Origin of the sequence: Pseudoalteromonas sp. P1-8 (assembly GCF_001399985.1) — a bacterium.
GTDB lineage: Bacteria > Pseudomonadota > Gammaproteobacteria > Enterobacterales > Alteromonadaceae > Pseudoalteromonas.
The window spans coordinates 53,432-79,864 of sequence record NZ_LJSO01000007.1 but is presented as its reverse complement, the minus strand read 5'-3'; the positions used below and the strand labels follow the sequence as shown (position 1 = coordinate 79,864).

Genomic DNA, 26,433 nt, shown 5'->3' with positions numbered 1-26,433 from the left:
AAAGGTACACCCTGTAGTTTACTTTTTTGTTAGGCGCAAAAAAACGCAAAGCATTTTCGCTTTGCGTTGATATAACGGTTTAAATCGTTTTTTACTTTTTCGTTAGTAAAGAGGCTAACTCTTCAAGGTTTTTAACAATGTAATCTGGCTGCTTTGCCAGTGGGTAAAGCGCTTTACCGGGCCTTGCGATAAACGCTGTTTGCATACCCGCTTCTTTAGCGCCTGCTACATCCCAGCCGTGCGCAGCAACCATTAAAGCTTCGTGAGGCGCTACATTTAATTGTTCAAGCAACCACTTGTAAGCGCGCAGATCGGGTTTATACACTTTAATATCTTCAACACTGTAACGGCGAGTAAAGTAATCTGTTAAGCCAGCATGTTGAAACTGCGCTTTTACACCGTTATTTGACGAATTTGTAAAGCTGACCAGTTTGTAGTTTTGCTTTAATTTCGCTAAAGCTGGTTTAACATCAGTATGGGCAGGTAAAGATAAAAGCGGTGGCACAATCGCTTGCTTTGCTTGCTCTTTAGTTAAGGAAATTTGATTATTACTTGCCACCATCATCAGTGCAGCAACGCCAATTTCACCAAAGTCATGATAATCATTCGACACCGTACTCACTAAGGAGTGATGCAGCATGGTCGAAAACCAAAGCGGTAATAGCTGGGTATTGCCATTAAGCGCTTCAGCGACTGAGCTTTGCATTTGTTCAAGATCAAGCAAGGTTTCGTTGACATCAAACACAATTACTGTTGGTTTTGCTTGGTGTTGAGACTCTGCCATTGTGCCTCCCGAGTAAGTTAGGGTTACCAATAAAACTAGACTAAAAAATACTTTTTTAAACATGATTTAGTGCCTTAACAGCGTTAAGAACATCTAAAGGCTCTGCTCTTAATGTGTAATCTTCATGAGCAAATGCAAATTGGATCACCCCTTGGCTATCAATAACATAGGTTGCTGGTAGTGGTAATTCGTAGCTTTCGTCACCATTGGCTTTTGGAATATCTAAACCAAGTTGATCGTAAACTGGGATTAAGCGTTCATCTAAGGTGAATACCAAGCCACACTTTTTAGCCAAAGAGTTAGACACATCAGAAAGCACCGTATAAGCCAGCTCGTTTTGCTGTTGGGTAGACAGTGATTCATCAGGTAACTGCGGCGAAACAGCAACTAACTGTGCATTTTGATCAGCAAATGCTTGTTGCATATTGTTAAGCGCGCGAAGCTCTAAATTACAATACGGGCACCAACCACCACGGTAAAAACTCAGTACAAGCGGGCCTTTCGCTAGCAATTCAGTCGAGCTGATTTGTTTGCCCTTGCTGTCGGGTAATTCAAATGCTGGAAACTTATCACCGACTTTTAAAGCATGTTTACTTAATTGTTCTGCAATCAGTTTTTCAGTCGTGACATCCATCAAATTTAAGATATCAGCTGGGACATTTGCTTTCTTTTGCACTTCAAATGCGTCGATTTGGGTTTTTAAAGACATACATACTCCAATCATTTTTTTCAATTTGTAGCAAGTATAGAGTTTTAAATTTTTATATATACAATACAAAACTGAAACCTAAATTCGAAAATATTGAATCCAAAGCCATGTACAGTTTATGTGATTTAGAAACCTTTATTGCCATAGTTGAAAACCAAGGTGTAGTTGCCGCCGCTAAAGCTCAGGGCCTCTCACCTGCGACGGTAAGTCATCGCTTAAGTAAATTAGAAAAAGCATTAAGTACTGTATTGTTGTTTCGTGATAGTCGGCGAATACGCTTATCACCTGCAGGGGAGCTGTTTTATCAACGAGCTGGTGCCATTTTAGAAGCTTTATATGATGCTGAGCATCAAATTGGCGCAAGGGGTTCAGCAGTGTCAGGGCTTTTACGAGTCACTATGCCGCCTTGGGCCTTTTCGAAATTTGTGATGCCTGAGCTTGGCCACTTTGAACAGCAATTTCCCGACTTAAAACTCGATTTTATGATTACAGATCAATTTGTGAATATTGTTGATGATGCCCAAGATGTGGCTATTCGGGTAGGTCAGTTGGCAGATTCAAACCTGCTTTCTCGTAAGCTTGTTAGTAACTCTCGTATTTTGTGCGCAGCACCGAGCTATATTGAAAAATATGGGCAACCTAAGTCGGTGGCTGATCTTAAAGACCATTACTGGGTGTGTTTGCCATGGCAGCGACAGCTTAAATTTAACGAAGGTGGGCAAATAGTTAACTATAATGCGAGAACGCGTTTTACTGTATCTAACTCAGATAACATGACACAGGCGGCGATTGCAGGCCATGGCATAGCGATTAAATCATATATTGCAATTAAAGATGATTTAGCCGAAGGACGGTTAATCGAAATACTCCCTAATAGCCTTGTTGATGCTGACGCGCCAGTATGGTTTTTAAAACCACAAAACAGCCTAGTGACGCGCAAAACAGAGGTTTTTTATGAGTTTATGAAATCTTTGTTTACCTAAGGTACAAAAACTTAACAAATGGCTTGTAATTAAACTGAAATCTCGTACCCTAAAGCAATAAAAATATAATAAAGGTGAGTTAAGGATGACAGATCAAACTGGGGTTATCACCGCTTTTACCGAGATATCGAGCAAGCTTAGGCGCTTTGTATCACGTATCGTCAGCCCTGATGATGTAGAAGATATTGTGCAAGAGACGTTTATAAAAAGTTATGAAGCTGATCTTAAGCAAAATATCGAATATACTCACAGTTACATGCTGAAAACGGCTAAGCATTTGGCGCTAAATCATATTGCTAAATGGGACAATAAATACAAAGAATCGTTAGATGAACAACAGCAGGTTGAGCATCACATGCGTTCAATGGCACTTGAAGATGAAGTGACTTCTAAAGAGCGTTTTTTGTTTTTTTGCCGAGTGACTAACGAATTAAGCCCTCAGGTTAAAAAATGTTTTATCTTAAAAAAAGTCTATGGCTTAAGCCAAAAGGAAATTGCAGCTAAAATGAGTCTTAGCGAAAGTACTGTTGAAAAACATATAGCCAAAGGCTTATTACATGTTCACCGAGCAATGAAATCACACGACGTACAACCACAGGCATTTACCCCTACCACAGAGTTCACTGCAAAAGAGGTGAACAAATGAGTAATGTCCATCTATTTTCATCAAAAGACATGATTCAAGAGCAGGCGAGTCAGTGGATCAGTGCCATTGATCGTGGCCTATCTAAAGATGAAGTAAGCCAACTACATTTGTGGGCTCACCAAAGTGCGGCTCATCAAGAGGCATTGTTTGAACTTGCGACCTTATGGGATGAAATGAGTGTACTTAATGAGTTAAGTAGTTTGTTTCCTTATAAAGCACCGCAAAAACAACCAGCAGTGTTTGGTATGGCAACCGCTGCCAGCTTTTTAGTGGCAATGCTACTTGGTTCTATCATGCTTATCTATTCAAGCTATTGGCAAAGTGAAGAAAACGACTACGCCAAATTTAGCAAAATTTACCGAACCAAAGTGGGTGAGCAAGCTGAATTTGTGCTGCCAGACAGCACTATTGTTCAGCTTAATACCAATACTAAACTCGAAGTTGCCTATTCAGGCGATCGCCGGCAGTTGATTTTGAGCCGCGGTGAAGGGCGCTTCAATGTTGCCAAAGATCCCAGCCGTCCGTTTACGGTTATTGCTGGTGATAAATCATTTACTGCACTTGGTACGGTGTTTAATGTTCAGCGAAATACTGCTTCAGACTTAGAGCTAGTGGTGACTGAAGGCAAGGTGATGATTGCTGATCCGAGTACTCAGGTTGATGCTAGCGACTTTAATCGTTTAAAAGATGCCTCAGATAACAGTGCAGATATTAAAGCGCTTCGCGCTAATGTTGTTGTATCTGGTGAGAAAGCACTGATAAAACAAAGTAAAACTGAGCCAATTAAACAGTTATCGGTTGATGACGTTCAGCGTGATTTGGCATGGCAACAAGAAATGCTGATTTTTAATGGCGAGTCTTTAGGCGAAGCTCTACAAGAGGTGAGTCGTTATACTGCCACACGTTTTGAATTAAATGATCCAGAACTTGCCTCGTTAAAAGTGGCTGGCGTGTTTAAAACAGGCGACATTAAAGGTTTGCTTGATTCTTTACAGGCCAACTTAGGTGTAGAACATCAACGTTTAGGTGAACATCGTGTTAGCTTAACTATCGCTGCAAAAGGCTAGTTTTATCTATGAGAATACGCCAATGTAATGATGTTAATTGTGCGCCACCTTCTCGTCACAAAAAATTAAATAAAAAAAAGTTAAATTTACATAGCGGATTTTTCTTCCTCACTTGTTTGTTTAAATTGCGCAGTAAGCAATTGCCGTTGTTACCTGCCTCTTTTGTTATTTATGGCCTCACAGGAGGCCAAGTAGCAATAGCGGCTGAAAAACAAATGCTGCAATTTGACATCAAAGCGCAACGAGCTGATTTGGCGTTAATCGAATTTGCAAAGCAAACCGAACAAACAGTCATTTTTTCTTTCGAATTAGCAAAGCAATATCAAGCGCAATCTGTGTTTGGTTTTTACACCAAACTTGATGCACTGAATGCGATGCTAGAAGGCACTGAGCTCGATGCGGTTGTTGATCGACAAGGCTTGCTGAGTATAAAACTCAAACAAGTAGATAGGATAGATAATAACATGATCAAAGTATCAGGGGTCAGCGCTGCAGTCGTGCCATTACTGCTTGCCGCCAATACGCAAGCGTTAGCAGAAGATCAATCAGCAGAACAAAACATCGAAAAAATTGCCGTTGTCGGTAGCCGTGTAGCAGGACGCTCGGTTGAAGATTTACCGGTTCCGGTTGATATTTTAAGTGCCGAAGCACTCGAGAATACAGGTCAAACAGAAGTAGGCCGAATGCTTCAGGCTATTGCACCGTCTTTTAACTTTTCAAGCTCGTCTATCAGTGATGGTACTGATGCACTTCGCCCTGCAACATTACGTGGCTTAGGGCCAGATCAAACCTTAGTTCTTATCAATGGTAAACGCCGCCACCAAGCGAGCCTTATTCACATTAATACGTCAGTAGGTCGTGGTACGGCGGGTACCGACATGAATGCTATTCCTGCTGCTGCAATCAAACGTATTGAAGTATTACGTGATGGTGCTGCCGCGCAATATGGTTCAGATGCCATTGCAGGTGTTATTAATATCGTATTAAAAGACGCTGAAGAGGGCGGTAAAGCGGCTATCAACTACGGTGAGTATTCAGAAGGCGATGGCGAAACTGTGACTGTTGATTTCAACAAAGGTTTTGCTTTAGGTGACGAAGGTTATTTAAACACCACAATTAACTACCGTGACCGTGCACCTACTAATCGTGCAGGTCTTCATGGCTCATGTCAATTTTACGGCTGTACTGAACTTGATGATGGTACGCTATTGGCAGGCGACCCTCGTGAGCTAACAGCACCTCGTGATACGTTTAGAATTGGTGATGCAGATTCACAACAATTCGCTCTAACAGTTAATACTGGCTATGAGCTTGCTGGTGGTGAGCTATATGGCTTTATCACTTATTCAAATCGTGAAAATGAATCAGCAGCGTTTTTCCGTCATAACGCAAATGCTAATGGTAACCCTGTATTACAAGATGGTGATGCAACCATTCCTATGGGTTTCTTACCGAAAATTAATACTGTCATTGATGACGTGTCTTATAACTTTGGTTATAAAAAATCGTTCGATAATGACTCAAGCATTGATTTATCGTACACCTACGGTGAAAACAGCATTGATTACACCACAAGTGATACTATCAATGGCTCTTACGCTAACTACCTTCGCTATGACCAAGGTTTAACGGCTGATGAAATTCGTGCCACTATCCCGCGTTCAGCGTATGCATATGGCCTTGAATTATCACTGCAAACTTTAAATCTTGATTACACCAAAGATTACGACAACTTCTCATTAGCACTAGGTGCTGAGCTTCGTACCGATGAGTTCCGCATTCTTGAAGGTAGCGAATACGCATACCGTGATTACGACACTGTTGATGGCATGAGCATCTATTCTGGCTTAAATGGCGGGGTAGGTAGTGTTGACGCTGCAAGCGGTACGCAAGGTTTTGGTGGTTCAGACCCGGCATCATCTGTTGATGAATCGCGCGATGTGATCTCATTCTATATGGATGCAGAAACCTATGTTATCGATGATGTAATTATTTCAGGTGCGGTACGTTACGATAACTACAAAGGCTTTGGTGACACAGTTAACTTTAAGTTAGCGGGTAACTGGTCTGTCACTGAAGATGTGTCTTTGCGTGGTGCATTAAGCACAGGTTTTAGAGCACCTTCTATGCAACAACTTTACTTTAATAACGTAAGTACACAGTTTGTTGTAGGTGATGATGGCAGCTTAGTGGCTGAGCAAGTAGGTACGTTTAGAAACGACAGTACCTTAGCGCAATCAATTGGTATTCCTAAGCTAAAAGAAGAGAAATCACAAAATCGTAGTTTAGGTATTGTATATAACGTAACCGACAATATCAATTTAACCATTGACTACTACTCGATTGATATCGACGACCGTATCGTTATTTCTAACCGTTTAGGTAAAGGTTTATCAGATACGCTAGATGCTGCACTTGAAAGCTCAGGCGCAGGTGCGGGTCAGTTCTTCTTAAATGGTGCAGACACAGAAACAGAAGGTGTTGATTTAGTTGCTACATGGAACACAGAAGGCCTTGGCGGTACTTTAGATTTCACCTTTGCTGCTAACTTCACTAAAACAGATGTAGTTGATTTATTTACGCCATCAGGCAGTGGTCTTGAGACTATTCCGGTAGAAGATGTGTTTTCTGCTCAAGAAACATCAATTATTGAAGAATGGCAACCAGAAGACCGCATTAACTTAAGCGCGCTTTACCGTTTAGAAGATTGGACTGTAAACCTATCTCTAAACCGTTACGGCGAATACACAGTTGAAGATGGTGGTCGTCAAACATACGGTGCTGAAATCTTAACTGATGTTAAAGTTAACTACTTCTTTAACGAAAACCTGTCATTTAACATTGGTGCAAATAACTTATTTGATGTTTATCCAGATAAGAACACCATTGGTAATTCACGCTCGGGTACGATTGTTGATGCCAGCGGCAACACAATTGTTTCAAGCCCAGGTGTATTCACTTACTCACGTCGTTCAGCACCATTTGGCTTTAACGGTGCGTACTACTACGTAGGTGCAGAGTACAAGTTCTAAACTCCCTTTAGATTCCTTTATTATTTAACTTGCAAAGGGCCGTTAGGCCCTTTTTTAGTTATAAAGACGTGCTTATAGAAATTGGCACATCTTGATATTGTTTTATTTTATCAAGCAAGGTTACTAAGGTTTTGTGGCTGCTTTGCTCACTTGCTGTTACTTGCACATTGGTCATTTCAAACTGTGCGGCAAATAACGCAAGGTTAGCGATTATCTGCTCTGGTGTGATAAGCCGGTTTGCAAAGTAAATACTGTCGTTTTCAGTGATAGTAAATTGCGCTTGTTTTTTAGGGTTTTCAAGACTTGGTTTTGCTAAAGGGCGATTCACTTCAATAGCGCGCTCTTTAACAAACGAGGTTGTGACGATAAAAAATATCAGCAAGATAAACACAATATCGAGCATAGGAGTCATATCTACATCAGCGTTTGCAGTGGTTTTTTTATGTTGTTTCACCATAATTAGGTCCTTGTTGTTTTTGACTAACCCACAAAATTTACGATTAAGTGGACTAGCCATAGTCGTGTTAAAAACACGGATTATTTTAAAATGCTGGGCGCCACAGCAGTTTTTCGGATCCTAAATTTAAAGTTAGCAGCTTTTAAAAAAACGGTGGTTAAATAAATATTCTAAGTTTATTAAATGTTTGTAGCGTTTTTGTTGGTAAAAATATTTATTAGCTTTGATGAAATGATTTTGAGGTTAGTCTGGTCATTTTTGTTGGAACTAAGTTTAAAGGATGGATAAATGCTAAAAATTAAGCCTTTAGTTTGTGCTATGTGCCTTGTTTTACCAACAGCAAGTTTTGCTGAGCAACCAGTAAACGGGCAAGATTTTATAAATTTATTTGAAAAGCTTTCAGGAAAGCAGCCCGGTATCAGAAAAGGTCACGCCAAAGGGGTGTGCGCTGTCGGCACATTTACACCTAATCAAGCAGCAAAACAGTATTCAATTAGCCCTTTATTCAATGCGCCATCAAAAGCAAATATTCGTTTTTCTATGGGCGGGGGAAACCCTCATGCTGACGAAACATCACGTTCTCCACGCGGAATGGGGGTGCAGTTTGTGCTAGAAAATGGTGATGTACACAATATTGCAGGGCTAACTACACCTGTATTTGCAGGTAACAGCCCAGAAGCGTTTTTTGGCTTGCTAAGTACTTTAGTACCTGACGAAAAAACTGGGCAAATCGATTTTGCAAAAGTAAAAGCATACAGAGATCAAAACCCGAGTACCTTAGGGCAATTTAATTGGCTGCAAAGCCATAACCCGCCAGCATCTTATGTGTCTTCACGTTATTTTGGTGTGCATACCTTTTACATGGTTGATGAAAAGGGCGCTAAACATGCCTTTAGATGGATCATGGTGCCAGAAGAGCCAGAGCAGGTGCTAACTGAAGAGCAAATGAAAACCTTCCCTAAATCATTTCTGGCTAAGCGACTTGAAGAAGATTTAGCAAAAGGGAAGGTGCATTATCGTTTTCAAGCACAATTAGCCAAGCCCGGTGATGCATTAACTGACCCTTCAGTTCGTTGGCCTGCGGATCGCAAAACAATTAATTTAGGAAAGCTCACCATAGAATCAACAGGTGAGTCAGGTTGCGACCTTACTAATTATGACCCAAATCTACTATCTAAAGGCTTTATGCCAAGTGATGACAAAGTACTTAAATTACGCTCAACAGCTTATGCAATTTCATTTTCGAAGCGTTTAACGGGGCAATAAGTTTCTTGGGGTTAACTCACTAAATTGAATAATTTTTAAGGGTATTTGTCATGCTTGATTAAAAGGAGTTAATAAAACCTGACTGTTGTATAAGCTAAAGGATGAGTTTGATTTCTAATAGTTATAGTTTACCCTTTCATGTATCACGTAAACGGGACAATTACAGTGTTGATAAGTGGTCAAAAAATACCTATTCTTAGAGTATGCTCTCTGCCCTGATACGGAGGATGCATTGAAGCGATTAAATAGAAAGGGAAATGGAATGAAACTTCTAAAACATATAAATATCAAAAACTTACTGTTTATGTTCTCAATCACTCTGCTAGGATTGTATGCTCAGGGCGTAAAGTCGCAACAGATAATTACTTCACCTGAAGAAGCTCATAAGATTGCTAAAGAGGCATTTATCTTCGCCTATCCCATGCTATACGGGTATAAGACCATGGTGGCGCAAACTCAAGATCCACTTGACCCGGGTTTTATTGGCGGATTCGGAAGATATCGTCATTACACTAGACTAAACACCCCTGAAGATAAGGATATAAATGCGCCCAATAATGACACTCCTTATTCCTGGGCGTGGCTCGACTTGAGGGCGGAACCGTGGGTGTTGAGCTTGCCCGAAGTGTCTGGAGAACGCTATTACACACAGCAGTGGTTTGATCTTTACACTCATAATTTTGCCTATACTGGCGCTCGAGCAACTGGATTTGGAGAGGGGAGCTATCTCTTCGCAGGGCCTGAATGGAACGGCGAGGTTCCTGCATCTATTAAGAAAGTATTTCGCAGTGAGAGTGAATTTATAGGAACTCTCACTCGCACAGAGCTCAAAGGTGAGAGTGATGTGGAAAACATGTTGGCTATCCAGCACAAATATGTGTTGCAGCCTCTCAGTGAATTCGCAGGTCAAAAGCCGCCGGTACCCGCTGCAGAGATAGCGTGGCCGGCATGGAATGAGAGTCGTGCATTGTCAGGTGAATTCATCGCTTATTTAAACTTTCTCTTGCAGTTTACTCAGCCTCACCCATCTGAAAAGGAACTTCTAAAAAGATTCGAAAAGATCGGCATCAAAGCTGGTGCGCCATTCGATATCAAAAGTCTACCGCGAGATATCCAACAAGCATTGACTGATGGCGTCGAGCAAGGATTGAAAGAAATCGAAGAGGTGATGCCTACACTCACCAATTCTGGCGAAGTGTATGGCTCACGGGAACAATTGAAAAATAACTATCTTTATCGAGCTGCTGGGGCATTTGCAGGAATTTACGCCAATTCTGTAGAAGAGGCTTTTTATAGCCAGTGGTCTTTGGATTCTAGTGGTCAGCCCTTAGACGGAAAACACAAATACGTCATTCATTTCGAGAAGAAAGATTTGCCGAACGTGAAATTCTTTTGGTCTGTAACATTATTCGATCTTCCCGGTCGCTATCTCGTCGCTAATCCGATCGACAGATATTCACTAGGTCCCAGAACTGATGGTATCCGCTATAACGATGATGGTTCACTTACGGTTTATGTTCAGCATGAGCAACCTAAAGGCGATAAGTACACTAATTGGCTACCTGCGCCTGATGGTCCCTTCTTCGTAACACTTCGATGCTATGGCCCTGACGATGTAATGATAAATGGCGAATATAAGCTGCCAAAGATGAAGCTCCAAACTAATAGTAAAATTCTCAGATAAGATACGAACCGCTTATCTAAATCTAAACAAATAAAAGCCCAGCTTAACTGGGCTTTGCACTCTCACAATTTAATGCTTTTTCATTTTACTCATTTCAGCATGACAACTTTGAATTGTCAGCAGGGTTTTAGATAACGCGGCTTCACAATCATGGGGTTGTGGTTTTTTAAGCGCATGTTTGATTTCGGCTAGTGTTTTATCTTCAACTTCTTCAAGTTCGCTAACATAGGTGGCGTTTTTGTCGGCACCTAGTTTAGTAATTAGTGATGTATAGGCTTTACGTGCTTCTACAGCAAAATCAGAACCATTTTCGCGCTCGCCATTTTCGTTAATGGCATAAGGTTGTAAGCGTTCAACACTTACTTTACGCGCATCTATCATGCGTTGAAATAAGGCAATAATGCTTGGGTCGGTTACTTTTTCCTGTGCTTTTTCATAAAAATCGATACCGCTATTCATAACTTGGATGATATCTGCAATATGATGAACGTCTTGTCCTTGATGAGTATTCATAATGACCTCTTTTTGAATATTAAAAACAATGCAATTAGATACTTGCAAAGCATATTCCAGTTCATTACTTAAATATAAAGTTATTGTATTTCAGTTGGTTATTGGTTTTTAATAGGAGGGATGCTGCTGATAAGCTAAGCTAACACCTTGCTTATCAGCAATAATTACAATTTTGTTGGTAAAATCTTACTTAAGCTCGTCGGCTACTTCTGCAACCTTTTGGCGTAACCAAATATGGCTTGCATCACGGTGTAATAGCGGGCTCCAAATCATATCTAGCTCAAATGGCGGAATAGGGAATGGCGGCTCAAGAATTTTAAGGCCCGGATCATCTAAATAGATATTCGCCGCTTTTGAAGGCAACGTTGCAACCAAGTTTTGTTCTTTCGCTAAGTGAATAGCAACGTGGTAGTTACGGGTAAAGGTGGCAATATTACGGTGTTTACCAAAGTGAGCGAGCGCCTCATCCACCCAACCTAGCTTTTGCACATCTTTAGGGTCCATACCCACACCTACACCAAAGCCTGTTTTACTAACCCAGATGTGGCGCGCTTTTAAATAACTGTCGAGGCTGAAGTCTTTGATAATTGGGTTATCTGCTTTTACTAGGCAACAAAAGCTGTCTTTCCAAATTTGTTTATAGTGAAACGATTGCGGTAAGTTTTCAAAGCGGTTGATAGCCATATCTACCTTACCGTTTTCAACATCGTGGAAGGTAACATCACTTGGGGTCAAAATATCGAGTGTGGTATCGGGCGCTTCTTCGTGTAATTTACTTAATAAGCGTGGGGCAAGGGTACTTGCTGCGTAGTCACTGGCCATGATACGAAAAACACGTTTACTTTGTGATGCTTCAAATTCGCGGTTTGGTGCCAGTGTTTCTTCAAGGGTCATTAAAATGCCGCGGATCACCGGTTGTAATTCTTTTGCGCGCTCTGTTGGTACCATACCTTCGCTGGTACGCACTAAAATAGGGTCGTTAAATAAATTACGGAGTCTTTTTAGGCCATTACTCATGGCAGGTTGGGTAATGCTTAGCTGGTTAGCAGCTTTAGTTACATTACACTCCCTTAGTAACGTATCTAGGTAAACAAGTAAGTTTAAATCTATTTTACTTATATTCATTGTGTGTCCTTGGTGTTTACCAATAATGGATAAATCGTTGTGCAGCAGGGTATGGATAAATGTGGCTAACCACACCTTGCTTATAATTGTATTGTGCTTGTCGCCAATAGGCTGGATCTTCAAGCTCTGGGTGTGTACTCAATAAATATTGCTTATACACCGGATTTGCTGTCACAAAGGTACATAATTGCTCTGGAAACACATCTTGCGGTGCCACAGAGTAACTTTGCTCATTGGTTAAGTAATCATCGTACGACTTTGCTTTTGGTAAGGCGCGAAAGTTCATGTCTGTTAGGTACTGAACTTCATCATAGTCGTAAAAAATAATGCGATTATGTTTACTCACCCCAAAGTTTTTCAACAGCATGTCGCCTGGGAAAATATTTACGGCGATCATTTCTTTTAAAGCTTGGCCATATTCTTCTATTGCTTCAAACGCTTGTTGTTCACTGGCATTTTCAAGAAACAGATTTAACGGTGTCATGCGTCTTTCTATGTACAAATGCTTGATGATTAACCACTCGCCTTCAATAATCATCGAAGAACCAATGGTTTTATGTAACTCTGCAAGTAATTTACTATCAAATCGGGCTAGTGGAAATACGACGTTCGAATACTCTATGGTGTCGGCCATACGGCCAACACGGTCATGGCTTTTTACTAATTGATAGCGTTTTAATACGGTATCGCGGCCAAAGGGTTTGCTTTCTCCAAAGGTATCTTTAATGACTTTAAACACATAACCAAACGACGGCAGAGTAAATACCATCATTACCATACCCGGTGTACCAGGGGCAATTACAAGCTGATCGTTTGAATGATCTAAATGACTTAAAAACTCTCGGTAAAACTCGGTCTTACCTTGTTTATGAAAGCCTATTGCATTGTATAGCTCAGCCAGTGTTTTGTTCGGCATAAGCTGATTTAAAAAGCGTACTAACGCAGATGGCGCATGAGTTTCAACCATAAAATAAGCACGGGCAAAACCAAAAATAACGCGCATTTGTGATGATTTGGTGAGTAGGGCATCGAGGTATAGCCCTTTGTCTTCATGGTGTAACACCGCAATAATAAATGGCTGTACGCCACTTTCTGATACCACACGGCCAACAATATAAGCCGCTTTATTACGGTAAAACGGGGCTTGCAGTATATCAAAGCGCATTTGCCATGCTTGGTGATGTGTATCGGGCGCTTGTTTATAAAAGGCTTTTACCAGCAAGCGAATATCGCGTTCTAAATCAACAAAGGGTGCTTTAAAATCAAACTGATTAATAATTTTGCGTATTGTGGGTCTTAAGCCATCAACAACAGGGTGGTAACTGCGGTATTCAACTTCCATTGGTAGTGCTGGGGCATCCGCAAGCGTCGCTTTTACAAAGATAAAGTCATTATTAAAATAACGACGATGAAATAAACGACAAAAAACAGAGTTGTAAAAGGTTTCGGCAAGTTCTGCCTGAGGGTGAAAGCGCAAAAATTGCTGATAGAGCTGTTTGGTTTCGAGCCAGCAGGTTTGATCTAAGGTAATAATTTGCTGTTCATTAAGCGACTTTAGCTTAGCAATGGTTTCGTTAACCCGATCATCGTAATGGCTAATTCTGAGTTTGCTTATCTCATTTATTTTTTGCCAATCACGATCTGCAAACGCGAGTGGTGCTTTGGCAGTAATTGCTTGAAAGAGTTTATAGTGATTGCGAAACCCAGATAAAATTAACTCTGCAATGTGTTGTGGCTGCATATAAACTCCTTACTTAAACCAATATAGAGCAATAACTCTATTGGTGTTAAGAATATGTTATTTATTCTTCAAACCCAATAGTAAAGTGTATTTAATTATAGCGAGCTAGTTTTTTCTCAAGTTTTGCAAGTTTTTTATTAACGCTTTTTACGTCGCGCCCGTATTGCTTGTTAATTGCTTTTAGCTGCTTTTTAATGTCTTTATTAATTTTTTTAGCTTCTTTATCAGACAAAATTCGGTTTAAGCGCTGTTCTTGCTGGTACTGAGCTCGGTCTCGATCACGGCTTAAGATATCTAAACGGTGTTTATAGCTTCGAATTTCGGCTTCGAGGTTTCTGATAATTTGCTGGCGCTCAAGCTCGTTGAGCTCTTTAACGAAGTTTTGCGGAGCTTGTAAGTCTGGGTCGGTGACTTGAATTTTGTGCTTGGTTGCACGGCTACCACAGGGGAACTCACTAAATACGGTGCCTCTGTCTGTAACACATTTATAGTATTCTGTGGTGGCAGCAAGTGAGGCGTTGGTAAAACAAAGAAGTGTAAGTGATATTAGATAAATGATTATGGCTTTCATGACGTCCGTGTCTCCTAATCAAATAAGGTGTCTAATATCTAAAGCTAGCTCGAAATAAAGATTTATCAATAAGCGCTAGGGCGTATATCGTTTCAGCTTTTTAATGCTTTGCACTAGGAATGGAATATCTAATCCTTGTTCAATGGCAAAGCCTTGTGCTGCTGAAATGTTTTTAAAGTTACCGTCTGAATCTATCAGGGTAATTCTGTCTTTTTTAAATGCGATAAATACATTTTGCGAGTAGTTAACACCGGTGTCGTCATGGCGTTTGTATAAGTTGCTACCCAACATGCTTTGTTTTGCGAGTGTTTTACAACCAAGGTAATGCCCCACGCTGGTGGCGATAATATCACTTGGTTGAATAAGGCCTTCGGTTTGTACAACTTTTTTATCTGAGCTGTATAAACGAGAGGCTGTAACAATACCATTGCTCTGCTGTGCAAGACTAAAGGCAAATACGGCATTAGCAGATTCACGTGCTTGTGTTGTAGCGTCTGCGCGTACAAGGCGAACCGCTGGGTTTTGGTCGTCATTATTAATAAATTCGAATTGCTCAAAACCATTAATTTGAATTGAGCGATTATCAGCAAGCCACACAGGCAGTTGCTGTTTGTCTAGAATAGGGGCTTTGTAAAATGCTGGCAGGCCATACACTAAACTAAATAACGTATCTTCGGTTTCTACAGGTTGTAAGAACAAGTCTGTCTTGCGTAGTGCAGGCTCAGTGGCAACAAATTGCTCTAGGTCAGCATTATTCTCAAATACTAAAATATCGATAGTCGCACTCGACTCAGCTTTACACTCGGCAAGTGGAGTAGGTGCTAAGTAATCGATATTATGTGGGTCAAGCCTCACATCGTGTGCTTCTTTGTAGCTTTCTAAATCGAGCAAATCGTTTTTAGCTAATAAGCTTTTTGCTGTTGTAGGGTAAGACAACGGCAATACATTATCTTGTTTAGTGATATCAAATTTTAAATTGGCATCTGCCCAAATATGAATACTGTGGCTAAGTGCAAAGCACACTAAAATAGTGCTGGTTGCATAGCGCGGGAACTTATATTGCTTTAAGCGCGCTAGGTGGTGCCAGGTGTAGTTACTGACTAATAATTGGAACGCTAGAATTAGCAGCACAATGCCGCCTGCAAGAATTGTTGTTAATGCCGGTGAGCTTGTTAAACGGTGCCACAACAAAGAAACGATTTCAGGTAGAGCAGACGTATTTAAGTGATAACCCAAGTTAAAATATACATAGGCATCAAGCGTTAAGAATGACGCGCCGAGGGTTGCAATAATGGCTGCCATCCCTCGGATATGCCGAGGGTATGGAAACACTAAACTTAATGGAAATATCGTTAAAACAAAGGCAATAAAAGTAATAAAGCTGGTGTGGCTTAACCAGGTCACGAGCATGTATAAATAGCCCATGAAGGTTGTCGGTGCACTGTCTGCAACTAAGTAGCTTAAGCTAATAAATAGCACTAAACCTATGTTTGCAAAGGTGAACCAATGGCCCCAACTTAAAAGCTGACTTACTTTTGAAGAAAACTGACTTTGTTGCGATAAATTCATAAATCTTATTTAACCGACTGTGCTAATGCTTTGGCAAAGTTGTCGGCAACAGCTTGTCTTTTCTCTGATGGTACATGCTCTTTTAAAATATGCGTGATAGAATTTCCTAAACACATAAGGCTTAAATCAACAGGCGCTTTGTGCTCTGTTAGTACATCAATCAGCTGATCAACGATTTGTTCTACTTGGTCATTAGAATATTTTGATATGATAGGCATCAGTTGGTTCGATAAAAAGAGTTATATTCCCGTATTTTAACACCAGAGGCGTGAAAAACAAAGATGACAATAGATGTTAAAAAATTAGTCGTTCATTATGTAGACAAAAAAGATGACGATACAGATATTCATTTACGCAATGATGAGATGGTTGTTAACGATAAAGTAGCCGTTTTTATAGAGCAGCTACACCATGCATATAATGGTAAGCCAGGTAAAGGCTACTGTGCATTCAGCGGCGAGAAAAACAGCATTGTTGCTTCGGCTATGCAAAGTTACCGTAACGACGAACTTGGCTTTTGGCACATGACAGAGCAAGCAACAAATGTGCTAAAAGAAGAGTTAAATAAGTATGCCTTTAATGAAACGGGTTATTTAGTTTTTTGCCATTATCAATATGTTGCAAGTGACTTTTTGTTAATTGCGATGATCAATATTAAAGAGCATTACTCAATTACTTCTGAGCTTGATTTAGCTTCATCACGTCACTTAGATATTTCGCGTATGCAACTAGCTGCACGTGTCGATTTAACTGCGTGGGATACTCAACCAGAAGATAATCGCTATGTGTCGTTTATTAAAGGTCGTGCAGGTCGTAAAGTGGCTGACTTCTTTTTAGACTTTTTAGGCTGCGAAGAGGGCATTGATCCTAAACAGCAAAGCCAAGTTATGCTTAGTGCTGTAGAAGATTATTTATCTGAGCAACAATACGATAAGTCAGAAAAAGACGAGCTACGCAAGCAAGTATTTGATTACTGTAATGATTGCGTAACAACAGGTGAAGATGCCAACGTTAAAGAGCTTTCTGCAACCTTATCGAAAAATGACGACAGCCCATTTGAAAGCTTCTGCCAAGAGCAAAGTTATGACTTAGAAGAGTCGTTCCCTGTTGATAAGAAAACAGTCACTAGTATGGTGAAGTTCTCTGGCATGGGCGGCGGTGTTAGCGTGAGCTTTGAACGTAAACACTTAGGTGAACGCGTAATGTATAACGAAGCAACCGATACACTAGTGATCAAAGGTATTCCACCTAATCTTAAAGACCAGCTTCAGCGCTTTATGGAGCAGGACGAAAGTTAATCGGGTTTAAGCTTCAAGTTTTAAGCGATAAGACGATAGATAACCGTTTTTAGCCCAGCACTTGCTGGGCTTTTTAGTTTTGGGTACTTTAAAACACTATCTACTACAAGGAAGAAACATTGCATCACTATAGTTTTGTAGCGGTAAATAGTTTAGATACTAATATGTTAAATAACTTAGAGTCTCGGTTTGAGTTGCAAGAATCTGTATGCCTGAATAATTTAGAAGAGCTCAAATTATTGCTTGCAATGCTCGGGCTGAGTTTAAGCAAAACAATTAATCTCGATTTAATAGATATAGAGCATTGTTGGTTAGTAGAAGGGGCCTCAAAAGAAATTGCTTATTCTGACTTTGATGACTTTTACCAGCATTGGTTAGGTGTATCTCACAGAGAATCAACTATGGATGAATACGGTCAGTTAATTTATTTAAACTCTTTTATGAATCGCTTTAAAAAAGCAAAGTTTAAACTTATATGCCAAGAGATTAAGGATTAAAAGCCATCTTAATACCATGCTAGGTTGGCACGCTAAGAAGCTTGTAATGGCACATGATAAACTTTTGTTGGGTGATGCTCATTTGTTCTTAGAGAAGTATTTTGAATGGTTAAATAACAACAAAAATTAGCTCGTATATTAATGACAAAGAAACTTATATTATTCATATCACTGTTTGTTCTTGGTTGTTCACCGCTTTGGGAAGAACCTCCATATCAAGTCTATTTTAGTGATAACTCAAAAAAGTTAGGCTACTCGCTTGGTGAAGGTGCATTCATTGGACGTATAGATGAACCTAAATTGATTGCGTCTAACGATAAATACATTTCGGTTTTGGCTTGCCCTGAAAATATTTGTTCTTACTTTTATATTGATAAAGTGAACGATCATAAATATGCAGAACATAATGAGTTCGTTTTTGGGCCTTACACTAGAAATGAATTTACAGCTTTAGAATTTCAACTCGCTTTACCTAAGCTTAAGTAAAAATTTACTTCTAATATTTACTTTGCTTTTGTTCATCGGACAGTTCATGTTCTGACGGCGGCGGTGATTGCGGTGGCGGAGATTAGATAAAGTAGTTCCATTTGCCATCATTGATTTAGTAAAACATCTACAGATGGTTTTTAGAATGATTAATATAAAAATTCGAATAGTGGAAGGCGTAAAAATGCTTTTCTTTTCTTTCAGTATCGCTTAGTTTTAATACACTCAAGGTACAAACTTCCCCGATGGCTAAGGAGAGTCATAAATGAAACTTGCTCAATTGAATATCGCTCTTGCTAAATATCCATTAGATGCGCCAGAAATAAAAGATTTTGTTGATAATCTTGATTTAATAAATGGCGTTGCTGAAAGCAGTGCTGGTTTTGTATGGCGATTAAAAGACGAATCTGGTGATGCCACAAATATTAAAATGTTTGATGATCCGAATATGATAATCAATATGTCTGTGTGGGAAAGCGTTGAAGATCTCAAAAATTTTATGTTTCGTACTCACCACAGAGATTTCATGCGCAGAAAAGGTGAATGGTTTTACCGCTTAGCAGAAGATAGTTATGTTTTATGGTGGATTGAAGATAACCATATTCCAACCCCTCAAGAGGCATTAGAGAGATTGCAGTATCTGCGAGAAAACGGCGACACACCACATGCTTTCACATTTAAAAGCAATTTTACAGCTGAAGAATTTAAAAAATAAATAACAATTAACTGCGATAAAAATAAGGAAAAACTATGCATGTTGTATTAGGTGTTTTAGGTATTGTAGTGACCATTTTGGTGTTACTGAATAAACTTCAAGAAGGTGGGATAGATATTGGTTGGTTGAATCCTTTTAGCTGGCACCGACGTCGTAAGTTCAGAAAACACCATGATTTAAATCCCGCATTTAAGTTAGATTCACCGATGGATGTGGCTGCGTTATATATGGTTGCAGTGGCCAAAATAGATGGAGAAATGAGTAAAGAACAAAAAGAAAAAATTCTAGCTCTTTTTAACAGTGAATTTCATTTAAGTATGAAAGAAGCTACAGATTTATTACGCTCAAGTGTGCATTTATTAGGGCATACTAGTGACGTTTACAATAAACCTCACAAAGTAATTGAGCGATGCTTAGATAAAGTAACAAAAGAGCAAGCAGCTTCAATTTGTTATCTCGTCGATGAGGTAGCGAATGTTGAAGGTGAACCGACGGCTCAGCAAAGAAAACTTGTCACAGAGATAAAAAATGCATGCCCTCGGGAGGCTGCTGGCAAGTGGTAATTCATCCATAAACCCAACCAGCTGAAAATTAAAATGACAATTATAACCCCTTAACTGATTTTGAAACGTTCTAGTGAATATCGTGAAGATGTAACAACAAATCTAATTTTTAAAGATGTTTATAAGAGAGTTTTTATGAAAAAAAAGTTATCAGTGGCTTTATTGGTTTTATCATCTTTTGCTAACTCAACAACGTGGGGAGAGTTAGAAGTAGATGACCCAATCGTTAAGGGTGCAAAATGTGCGGTTGCTGAGCCTGCAAGCTATGGTGGTTATATTTACAGTTGGCCATCAAAATATGATCAGGTGTTTTGGCCGCATACGGATAGAAATGGCATTTGGTTTTGCGAGACATCGGGTTTTATAGCTTTAATTGGTGATTTTGACGAACTTAAACCTGCAGAAATTGAGAGAATAACGGAATTTCTTGCGTCTCAACACATTTCGAAGCCAACTCTAGAGCAAAAATTAGCTTTGCTCGAGCAAACTTACGCACTTCGCGAAAAAGATGAATTTTTTAAAAATAAGTTACTAAGAATCCTTGCTCGTTGGCAGCAGTCTTTAGGGAACCTTGATAAGGCAAATAATTATCGAGCTAGAGCATTTAAAGATATTCAACATGCCCTAAATGGAGATTTAGATGGATATAAACGACTTGAATATCTTTATCTGGCGACTAACTACTCAAAACAGTTTGCAGAGCAAAATAAAAATGTAGATTACTTAGACGATTTGGAAACATCATTGAAATTGGTGACTGATCCTGAGTTAAAAGGCTATGCAGGGTACTTGTCTGAATTGATAAAGGACAGCGTTTATATCAACGAAGGCGGGAAGCTCGACCCTGACTTACCGAAACAGTAATGAATACCGAATAACAAGGTTGATTATATGAAGTACAGGGTTCTAGTGTTGTTAATGCTTGCGTCAAGCTTTCAGGCTAAATCGGTTCAGAAGCTGTCTAATACTGAACTTAGCTTTATACTTTCTTCTATGGAAGTGCTTTATAAGAATAAATCTTTCCCGCAAATTAGGGTCATTCAAAGCTGGGAGTCGCAGACTGAATGTGATGGTGAATATCAAACTTGCCCAAATGCTAGGTTATTCATATCAGTAAATACAGGCGATCTTTACGAAGTTCCAGCCTTATTTGAATTACCAAAATCCAAAGGTTGGCAATACGTTAGTTTTGTAGAACATGATGATTCATTCTTACTTATGATTAAAACAACGCTAGATCATGCAAATGTATCCGCTGAGTCGAGAAGTAAGTGGCGCAGTAAAGCCTATGCAATAAAAATTTCAAAATATGAATACGATGTACTAGAGGTCATAGAAAAGTAACTTCATTTAATAATTTTGCCTTGCAGCAACATGGATATTCAGGGCAGAAGTAATGTAAAAAATGAGTACTAGGAATAAAGCAGTAGCTAAATAAGGGACGCGGCCATGATAAAACGCAACAAAGCTAATACTGGGCTATTTTTTTGTATCGGTGCTGCTATTGGGTTTTCAATCTTCATTGCATACCAGCAACTGCTTATAGGTCTTTTATTTGCTGTAATAAGCGTTAGTGTTGCAATCTTAGTTGTTTCAAATAAATGGTCTAAGTAATAATTCACTTTGTTATTGCTTTTACTAGGTGATGAAAAATGAATTTATCTTTCACTACAAAAAGATTAAATGTGATTGAAATAGACGCAAGCTCGTCAATGGATGAGCATCATCAATTAACGATTGCCTTACCAACGATATTAACCCCTGCTGTAGTTGCAAACTTACCTGGTTATTTTCAGGGGATAGATTCTATAGCTGTTGCTGAAAAGTGGTTGGGTAACATGCTTAACGAGTGCCGCTTATTAATGCTGCAATCTGAACATCAAGAAGTTGTTGGGCTTTTATTTATATATACCGAAAACCATAATGCTCATATTGGTTATTTGTTAGCTGAGCAATATTGGGGGCAGGGTCTTGCATTTGAGTTATTGCAGGGATTTATAAACTTGGCTGATACTCAGCCACACTGGCATAAGCTCATTGCTGGTGTTGATGAATCAAATACACCATCAATTAAACTTTTAAAAAAATTGGCTTTTGAAGAGCAAGCATCTAAGGAAAATGGCATGTTGTTTTATGAATTTAATTTAAACCAAGGCATACAATAATGATAATAACTGCATTTTTAGTTAACTCGTTTAGTGCAAATAATACAGGCGGCAACCCAGCAGGTGTCGTTTTGAATGCAGATAAACTCACAAACGCAGAAAAACTGACTATTGCAAAAGAAATTGGCTTTTCAGAAACCGCATTTGTGGCGCAAGATCATGAAGTTGACTTTGCTGTGTCATTTTTTACGACAATTGAAGAAGTTGATTTTTGTGGCCACGCAACCCTAGCGGTGTTTGCTACGCTCTTCGAACAAAGGTTATTAAAACCAGGTTATTACACTCAGCGAACAAAAGCGGGCTTGTTAGGCGTAACAATCGCCGAAAACGGTCAAGTTACCATGGAGCAAGCCTTGCCAAAATACCTAGGCAACTTTGCTTATGACGACCTTGCAGGCTTATTAGGACTTGATGAAACGACTCTAGCAGAAACAGGCTTGCCAATTGATGTAATAACTACAGGATTGCCAGATATTATAGTCGCTGTGCCGAATGGCTACTTAGATCAAATTGTTATTGATGAGGCAGCGCTTAGCGACTTCTGCCAACAGCATAACGTGATTGGTGTGCATGCCTTTGAATTGTGTGAAGAGCAAAGTGAGCTGACCGCAAGTTGTCGTAACTTCGCGCCTTTGGTTGGTATACCCGAAGAGTCAGCAACCGGTAGCGCCAGTGGTGCGCTTGCATGCTATTTATCAAAACATGTATTTGTACAGCAAGAAAACCGTTTTATGTTTGAACAAGGCAGAGCAATGGGGTGCAGTTCACACATTTCAGCCAGTGTTTATTCGGATGAGCAGGGGGTAAGCAAAGTGCTTGTAGGTGGCTACGCCAATCACCTAGGTACTCAACAGGTTGTTATTTAAAAACATTACACACAAAAAAGCCGCGTTATAAACGCGGCTTTTTTACTTAAGCGACTAAATTATTCAGCCGCTAAGGTTTTTGCCATATCAGCACGGGCTCTGCCAGCAGGTTTAATTGAACCTGCACGAAGGCCGCTATCTGGAATAGCTACACGCTTGTCATGCGCCATAGCCTCTGGTGTTGGCTCTGGCTCACTATCTGCAACTGGCGTAGGTTTTGCCATTGCAGCGCTTGCTGAACCTTTTACTAAAACAGTTTTTTCATTTTTAGCAGGTTCTACAGCTTTCACTGGTTCTTCAGCTTGTACTGGCTCTTCAGCTTGTGCTGGCTCTTCAGCTTTCACTGGTTCCTCAGCTTTCACTGGCTCTTCAGCTTTAACTGGTTCTTCAGCTTGTACTGGCTCTTCAGCTTGTACTGGTTCTTCAGTTTTTACTGGTTCTTCAACTTGTACTGACTCTTCAGCTTTTACAGGTTCTTCAGCTTGTACTGGTTCTTCAGCTTCAACTGGCTCTTCAGCTTGTGCTGGCTCTTCAGCTTTTACTGGTTCTTCAGTTTTTACTGGTTCTTCAGTTTTCACTGGTTCTTCAGTTTCAACTGGCTCTTCAGCTTTCACTGGCTCTTCAGCTTGCACTGGTTCTTCAGCTTGTGCTGGTTCTTCAGCTTTAACTGGTTCTTCAGCTTGCACTGGTTCTTCAGTTTTCACTGGCTCTTCAGCTTTAACTGGCTCTTCAGCTTTAGCTGGCTCTTCAGTTTTAACTGGCTCTTCAGTTTTTACTGGTTCTTCAGTTTCAGCCTGAGCCTGTTTTGCTTTTAGCTCAGCTTCATATTCAGCAGCAGCTTGGTCGGCAACTGGAATAAATGCTGGCGCATCAGCTTTGTCATCACTTGACTTTTCATCATGCTCAGGGCGACGGCGACGTTGACCTGCGGCACGTAAGTGGCGAGGTGAACGACGAGAGCGTGTACGAGGTTGAGCTTGATCTTCATCAGTTGATGATTCAACTACCGATTCAGTTTGCTCAGCTTGTTTAGGCTCAGCGTCAGCTTTTACTGGTTCTGAAGATACTTGCTTTTCAGCAACTGGCTGTTCTGCTTGTTCAGTTTCAACTGCTACTTTTTCTTTTGCAGGCTTGGCTGGTTTTTCAGCTTTAGGTGCTTGCTCAGTTGTTTCAGTCGTTTGTACTGCTTTTGCTTCATCTGCGCTTTCATCTGTTACGCGAACTTTTTTGCGTAAGTTGCGACGTTGACGACGAACCTTAGGTTTAGTTTCCTTTGGTTGCTCAGATTTCGTCTCTGGTGCAGTGTCTTTATTCGTTTGTTCTACATCATCATTACGTTTTTCATTACGTTTTCTGTTGTTAGAATTACGACGACGTTTGTTGCGATTCTCGTTACCTTCTTTTTGCTCAGGCTTATTCGAAGTATTTGTGTTTTCTTCTTTAGCTTGTGCATCGTCAGGACGCTTATTACGAGAGTTGCGACGGCGTTGGTTGTTGCTACGACGACGGTTGTCGTTGTTGCGACGATTATTGCTACGTCTTTGTGCTGCTTTTTTCTCTTCTTGCTCTTTTTCAGCTTCCTCTTCGGCATTGCTGAATAACGACTTGAAGAACTTACCAATTGCAGCAAATAAACCACCTTCTGATTTTTTAGCCGCAGGAGTCGTTTGCTCAGCTTTTGGTGCAGCTTGAGGTGCAGGTGTAGTAGGCATAACAACACCTTTAAGAACCGGCTCTTCACGAACTGGTGCTGAAGGCGCTTTAGCCATTTCAAATGCTTCTGGCTCAGGAGCAACAACTTGCTCGTAGCTTACTGTTTCGATTGTTTCGTCTTTACGTAAGCGAACTACTTCGTAATGTGGCGTTTCCATGTGTTGATTAGGAATGATCACAACATCAACGTTATGGCGCTTTTCGATGCGTTGAACACTACGACGTTTTTCGTTTAATAGGTAAGCGGCAACAGCCACAGGCACTTGTGCATTTACTTGTGATGTGTTGTCTTTGATTGCTTCTTCTTCGATTAAACGAAGGATAGACAGTGCAATTGATTCGTTAGAACGAATCGTACCTTGACCATTACAACGAGGACATGGGCCTTGGCTTGCTTCACCTAATGAAGGGCGTAAGCGCTGACGCGACATTTCAAGCAGACCAAAGCGTGAGATCTTACCAATCTGTACACGGGCACGGTCAGGGCGAGCAGCGTCTTTTAAACGATTCTCTACTTCGCGTTGGTGGCGTGGTGGTGTCATATCGATGAAGTCGATAACAATAAGACCACCTAAGTCACGTAAACGTAATTGACGGGCAATTTCGTCTGCTGCTTCTAAGTTAGTATTAAGTGCTGTTTCTTCGATATCACCGCCTTTAGTGGCTTTAGATGAGTTGATATCGATAGACGTTAGTGCTTCAGTTGGGTCAATTACAATTGAACCACCTGATGGTAAGCGAACTTCACGTTGGAAAGCAGATTCAATTTGGCTTTCAATTTGGTAGTGGGTGAATAGTGGTACATCGCCCTGATAAAGCTTAACGCGGCTCATGAAGTCAGGACGGAAACGCTCAATATGCGCTTTCGCTTCTTCAAATACACGTGCTTTATCAATTAAAATTTCACCAATATCACGACGTAAATAGTCACGGATTGCGCGGAAAATTACGTTACTTTCTTGGTGAATTAAGAACGGAGCAGGGCCGCTATCAGCAGCTTGCTGAATCGCTTGCCAATGCACGAGTAGGGCTTTTAAGTCGTACTCTAGTTCTTCAAATGATTTACCAACACCCGCAGTACGAACAATTAAGCCCATGCCTTTAGGTAGTTCTAAACGGCTTAGTGCTTCTTTAAGTTCAGTACGCTCATCACCTTCGATACGGCGAGAAATACCACCGGCACGAGGGTTGTTAGGCATAAGTACTAAATAGCTACCTGCAACGCTGATAAAAGTCGTTAACGCAGCACCTTTTTGGCCACGCTCTTCTTTATCAACTTGCACAATTACTTCTTGGCCTTCTTTGATCACGTCACGGATATTTGGACGACCTTGGAATGTATAGCCTTGTGGGAAGTAGGTGCGAGCTATTTCTTTAAGAGGAAGGAAACCGTGTCTTTCAGCGCCATAATCAACAAAGGCAGCTTCTAGTGACGGTTCGATACGGGTAATTTTACCCTTGTAAATATTTGCTTTTTTTTGTTCGTGACCTGGGCTCTCTATGTCTAAATCATACAGGCGCTGGCCATCAACCAGTGCAACGCGCATTTCTTCTTGCTGCGTCGCATTGATTAGCATACGTTTCATATTGTTACTCTACTAATTCTGTCGCTGACATGACGATATAAACTCGTCTGTTCAGTGGTTTCTGACGGTTGTTTTTGTGCAGTCTCACGACTGGGTAAAGTCAAAACCTGAAGTTGTTTGCTTACATTGAGCATCACTAAGTGTGGCTGACAATAACATGTTCTCACGTTATTAAATTCTTATAGGTGTCAAAACTGCCGCCAATTCTGCGGTTTTAATTTACGAGTTTTGTCCCGAAGTCGACCATGTTCAAATTTTTATTCAATGTCTTGCTACAACAGCTGCTTCTGAATGACGTTGCTACGTCGTCACTATCAGTCAATTTATCTTGTTCAATTGCTTTTTATGTTCATTAATCAACATTCGTGCTCAAATTATTCAGGCAATATATTACGCG

At 40.3% G+C, this 26,433-nt stretch carries 25 protein-coding genes; 15 read left to right on the top strand and 10 right to left on the bottom strand.

The genetic code is table 11. The annotated features are described in order from the left end of the window. Positions 1–91 precede the first annotated feature (91 nt). Both AN213_RS11415 and AN213_RS11410 read right to left on the bottom strand, forming a co-directional pair. On the bottom strand, positions 92–784 hold the full coding sequence (locus tag AN213_RS11415) for a haloacid dehalogenase type II (RefSeq protein WP_055198738.1): 693 nt from the start codon (positions 782–784) through the stop codon (positions 92–94). A 55-nt stretch (positions 785–839) separates the two neighbouring features. Continuing rightward, complete coding sequence (locus AN213_RS11410; RefSeq protein ID WP_055198673.1) at positions 840–1,493, bottom strand: peroxiredoxin-like family protein; 654 nt, start codon at positions 1,491–1,493, stop codon at positions 840–842. A gap of 107 nt (positions 1,494–1,600) precedes the next feature. On the opposite strand from AN213_RS11410, the gene AN213_RS11405 reads away from it, so the two are divergent. The 4 genes from AN213_RS11405 (at position 1,601) to AN213_RS11390 (ending at position 7,221) form a co-directional block, all read left to right on the top strand. Then, positions 1,601–2,476, top strand: a complete 876-nt coding sequence (locus tag AN213_RS11405; protein WP_055198672.1) for a LysR family transcriptional regulator — start codon at positions 1,601–1,603, stop codon at positions 2,474–2,476. A gap of 85 nt (positions 2,477–2,561) precedes the next feature. Continuing rightward, positions 2,562–3,122 carry an RNA polymerase sigma factor gene (locus AN213_RS11400; RefSeq protein ID WP_055021034.1) on the top strand — a complete coding sequence of 187 codons (561 nt, stop codon included), beginning with the start codon at positions 2,562–2,564 and terminating at the stop codon, positions 3,120–3,122. Continuing rightward, positions 3,119–4,189 carry a FecR family protein gene (locus AN213_RS11395; RefSeq protein ID WP_054561344.1) on the top strand — a complete coding sequence of 357 codons (1,071 nt, stop codon included), beginning with the start codon at positions 3,119–3,121 and terminating at the stop codon, positions 4,187–4,189. The genes AN213_RS11400 and AN213_RS11395 overlap by 4 nt, the downstream gene beginning before the upstream one ends. Positions 4,190–4,314: 125 nt before the next feature. Next, positions 4,315–7,221, top strand: a complete 2,907-nt coding sequence (locus tag AN213_RS11390; RefSeq protein ID WP_408002935.1) for a TonB-dependent receptor plug domain-containing protein — start codon at positions 4,315–4,317, stop codon at positions 7,219–7,221. A gap of 58 nt (positions 7,222–7,279) precedes the next feature. Here AN213_RS11390 and AN213_RS11385 read toward each other — a convergent pair whose 3' ends face one another. Further along, complete coding sequence (locus tag AN213_RS11385) at positions 7,280–7,678, bottom strand: biopolymer transporter ExbD (RefSeq protein WP_055021032.1); 399 nt, start codon at positions 7,676–7,678, stop codon at positions 7,280–7,282. A gap of 288 nt (positions 7,679–7,966) precedes the next feature. On the opposite strand from AN213_RS11385, the gene AN213_RS11380 reads away from it, so the two are divergent. Both AN213_RS11380 and AN213_RS11375 read left to right on the top strand, forming a co-directional pair. Beyond that, positions 7,967–8,944, top strand: a complete 978-nt coding sequence (locus tag AN213_RS11380; RefSeq protein WP_054561347.1) for a catalase family peroxidase — start codon at positions 7,967–7,969, stop codon at positions 8,942–8,944. A 262-nt stretch (positions 8,945–9,206) separates the two neighbouring features. Next, entirely contained in the window at positions 9,207–10,628 is a 1,422-nt protein-coding gene (locus AN213_RS11375) for a DUF1254 domain-containing protein (protein ID WP_055198671.1), read from the top strand. A gap of 69 nt (positions 10,629–10,697) precedes the next feature. On the opposite strand, the gene AN213_RS11370 is transcribed toward AN213_RS11375, so the two are convergent. From AN213_RS11370 to AN213_RS11345, 6 genes are all read right to left on the bottom strand, one after another. Then, a complete protein-coding gene (locus tag AN213_RS11370; protein WP_054554697.1) occupies positions 10,698–11,141 on the bottom strand; it encodes a PA2169 family four-helix-bundle protein in 444 nt (147 codons plus the stop codon). 186 nt (positions 11,142–11,327) lie between these two features. Then, positions 11,328–12,266: a LysR family transcriptional regulator gene (locus AN213_RS11365; protein WP_054554698.1), complete on the bottom strand. Its 939-nt coding sequence runs from the start codon at positions 12,264–12,266 to the stop codon at positions 11,328–11,330. A gap of 16 nt (positions 12,267–12,282) precedes the next feature. Continuing rightward, the gene (gene aceK / locus AN213_RS11360) at positions 12,283–14,007 is read right to left on the bottom strand and encodes a bifunctional isocitrate dehydrogenase kinase/phosphatase (RefSeq protein ID WP_054561349.1); all 1,725 of its coding nucleotides are present in this window, start codon (positions 14,005–14,007) and stop codon (positions 12,283–12,285) included. Positions 14,008–14,098: 91 nt separating this feature from the next. Next, positions 14,099–14,578, bottom strand: coding sequence for a DUF4124 domain-containing protein (locus AN213_RS11355; RefSeq protein WP_055198670.1), 480 nt, complete (start codon positions 14,576–14,578; stop codon positions 14,099–14,101). 75 nt (positions 14,579–14,653) lie between these two features. Continuing rightward, positions 14,654–16,147 carry a DUF3413 domain-containing protein gene (locus AN213_RS11350; protein ID WP_054561351.1) on the bottom strand — a complete coding sequence of 498 codons (1,494 nt, stop codon included), beginning with the start codon at positions 16,145–16,147 and terminating at the stop codon, positions 14,654–14,656. A gap of 5 nt (positions 16,148–16,152) precedes the next feature. Continuing rightward, positions 16,153–16,365, bottom strand: coding sequence for a DUF1414 domain-containing protein (locus AN213_RS11345; RefSeq protein ID WP_054554702.1), 213 nt, complete (start codon positions 16,363–16,365; stop codon positions 16,153–16,155). A 63-nt stretch (positions 16,366–16,428) separates the two neighbouring features. Here AN213_RS11345 and yejK point away from each other — a divergent pair, with 63 nt between their 5' ends. From yejK to AN213_RS11300, 9 genes are all read left to right on the top strand, one after another. Then, entirely contained in the window at positions 16,429–17,445 is a 1,017-nt protein-coding gene (gene yejK / locus AN213_RS11340; RefSeq protein WP_054554703.1) for a nucleoid-associated protein YejK, read from the top strand. A gap of 119 nt (positions 17,446–17,564) precedes the next feature. Then, the gene (locus tag AN213_RS11335; RefSeq protein ID WP_055198669.1) at positions 17,565–17,942 is read left to right on the top strand and encodes a hypothetical protein; all 378 of its coding nucleotides are present in this window, start codon (positions 17,565–17,567) and stop codon (positions 17,940–17,942) included. Positions 17,943–18,083: 141 nt separating this feature from the next. Continuing rightward, complete coding sequence (locus tag AN213_RS11330) at positions 18,084–18,428, top strand: hypothetical protein (RefSeq protein WP_054561353.1); 345 nt, start codon at positions 18,084–18,086, stop codon at positions 18,426–18,428. A gap of 265 nt (positions 18,429–18,693) precedes the next feature. Then, positions 18,694–19,143 (top strand): DUF3291 domain-containing protein, encoded by a 450-nt coding sequence (locus AN213_RS11325; protein ID WP_055198668.1) that lies wholly within the window; start codon positions 18,694–18,696, stop codon positions 19,141–19,143. A 35-nt stretch (positions 19,144–19,178) separates the two neighbouring features. Next, entirely contained in the window at positions 19,179–19,706 is a 528-nt protein-coding gene (locus AN213_RS11320; protein ID WP_055198667.1) for a TerB family tellurite resistance protein, read from the top strand. A 135-nt stretch (positions 19,707–19,841) separates the two neighbouring features. Beyond that, a complete protein-coding gene (locus AN213_RS11315) occupies positions 19,842–20,570 on the top strand; it encodes a hypothetical protein (RefSeq protein WP_055198666.1) in 729 nt (242 codons plus the stop codon). Between the two features lie 27 nt (positions 20,571–20,597). Beyond that, positions 20,598–21,050 carry a hypothetical protein gene (locus AN213_RS11310; protein ID WP_054561358.1) on the top strand — a complete coding sequence of 151 codons (453 nt, stop codon included), beginning with the start codon at positions 20,598–20,600 and terminating at the stop codon, positions 21,048–21,050. A 308-nt stretch (positions 21,051–21,358) separates the two neighbouring features. Then, positions 21,359–21,871 (top strand): GNAT family N-acetyltransferase, encoded by a 513-nt coding sequence (locus AN213_RS11305; protein WP_055198665.1) that lies wholly within the window; start codon positions 21,359–21,361, stop codon positions 21,869–21,871. Continuing rightward, a complete protein-coding gene (locus AN213_RS11300) occupies positions 21,871–22,737 on the top strand; it encodes a PhzF family phenazine biosynthesis protein (protein ID WP_055198664.1) in 867 nt (288 codons plus the stop codon). Before AN213_RS11305 ends, AN213_RS11300 begins: the two co-directional genes overlap by 1 nt. Positions 22,738–22,796: 59 nt before the next feature. Here the strand turns inward: AN213_RS11300 and rne are convergent, their stop codons facing one another. Then, on the bottom strand, positions 22,797–26,036 hold the full coding sequence (gene rne / locus AN213_RS11295; RefSeq protein ID WP_055198663.1) for a ribonuclease E: 3,240 nt from the start codon (positions 26,034–26,036) through the stop codon (positions 22,797–22,799). Positions 26,037–26,433 lie beyond the last annotated feature (397 nt).

Coding starts and splice junctions, on each gene's coding strand:
- AN213_RS11415 (WP_055198738.1), bottom strand. CDS start 784: ATGGCAGAGTCTCAACACCAAGCAAAACCAACAGTAATTGTGTTTGAT.
- AN213_RS11410 (WP_055198673.1), bottom strand. CDS start 1,493: ATGTCTTTAAAAACCCAAATCGACGCATTTGAAGTGCAAAAGAAAGCA.
- AN213_RS11405 (WP_055198672.1), top strand. CDS start 1,601: ATGTACAGTTTATGTGATTTAGAAACCTTTATTGCCATAGTTGAAAAC.
- AN213_RS11400 (WP_055021034.1), top strand. CDS start 2,562: ATGACAGATCAAACTGGGGTTATCACCGCTTTTACCGAGATATCGAGC.
- AN213_RS11395 (WP_054561344.1), top strand. CDS start 3,119: ATGAGTAATGTCCATCTATTTTCATCAAAAGACATGATTCAAGAGCAG.
- AN213_RS11385 (WP_055021032.1), bottom strand. CDS start 7,678: ATGGTGAAACAACATAAAAAAACCACTGCAAACGCTGATGTAGATATG.
- AN213_RS11380 (WP_054561347.1), top strand. CDS start 7,967: ATGCTAAAAATTAAGCCTTTAGTTTGTGCTATGTGCCTTGTTTTACCA.
- AN213_RS11375 (WP_055198671.1), top strand. CDS start 9,207: ATGAAACTTCTAAAACATATAAATATCAAAAACTTACTGTTTATGTTC.
- AN213_RS11370 (WP_054554697.1), bottom strand. CDS start 11,141: ATGAATACTCATCAAGGACAAGACGTTCATCATATTGCAGATATCATC.
- AN213_RS11365 (WP_054554698.1), bottom strand. CDS start 12,266: ATGAATATAAGTAAAATAGATTTAAACTTACTTGTTTACCTAGATACG.
- aceK (WP_054561349.1), bottom strand. CDS start 14,007: ATGCAGCCACAACACATTGCAGAGTTAATTTTATCTGGGTTTCGCAAT.
- AN213_RS11355 (WP_055198670.1), bottom strand. CDS start 14,578: ATGAAAGCCATAATCATTTATCTAATATCACTTACACTTCTTTGTTTT.
- AN213_RS11350 (WP_054561351.1), bottom strand. CDS start 16,147: ATGAATTTATCGCAACAAAGTCAGTTTTCTTCAAAAGTAAGTCAGCTT.
- AN213_RS11345 (WP_054554702.1), bottom strand. CDS start 16,365: ATGCCTATCATATCAAAATATTCTAATGACCAAGTAGAACAAATCGTT.
- yejK (WP_054554703.1), top strand. CDS start 16,429: ATGACAATAGATGTTAAAAAATTAGTCGTTCATTATGTAGACAAAAAA.
- AN213_RS11330 (WP_054561353.1), top strand. CDS start 18,084: ATGACAAAGAAACTTATATTATTCATATCACTGTTTGTTCTTGGTTGT.
- AN213_RS11325 (WP_055198668.1), top strand. CDS start 18,694: ATGAAACTTGCTCAATTGAATATCGCTCTTGCTAAATATCCATTAGAT.
- AN213_RS11320 (WP_055198667.1), top strand. CDS start 19,179: ATGCATGTTGTATTAGGTGTTTTAGGTATTGTAGTGACCATTTTGGTG.
- AN213_RS11315 (WP_055198666.1), top strand. CDS start 19,842: ATGAAAAAAAAGTTATCAGTGGCTTTATTGGTTTTATCATCTTTTGCT.
- AN213_RS11310 (WP_054561358.1), top strand. CDS start 20,598: ATGAAGTACAGGGTTCTAGTGTTGTTAATGCTTGCGTCAAGCTTTCAG.
- AN213_RS11305 (WP_055198665.1), top strand. CDS start 21,359: ATGAATTTATCTTTCACTACAAAAAGATTAAATGTGATTGAAATAGAC.
- AN213_RS11300 (WP_055198664.1), top strand. CDS start 21,871: ATGATAATAACTGCATTTTTAGTTAACTCGTTTAGTGCAAATAATACA.
- rne (WP_055198663.1), bottom strand. CDS start 26,036: ATGAAACGTATGCTAATCAATGCGACGCAGCAAGAAGAAATGCGCGTT.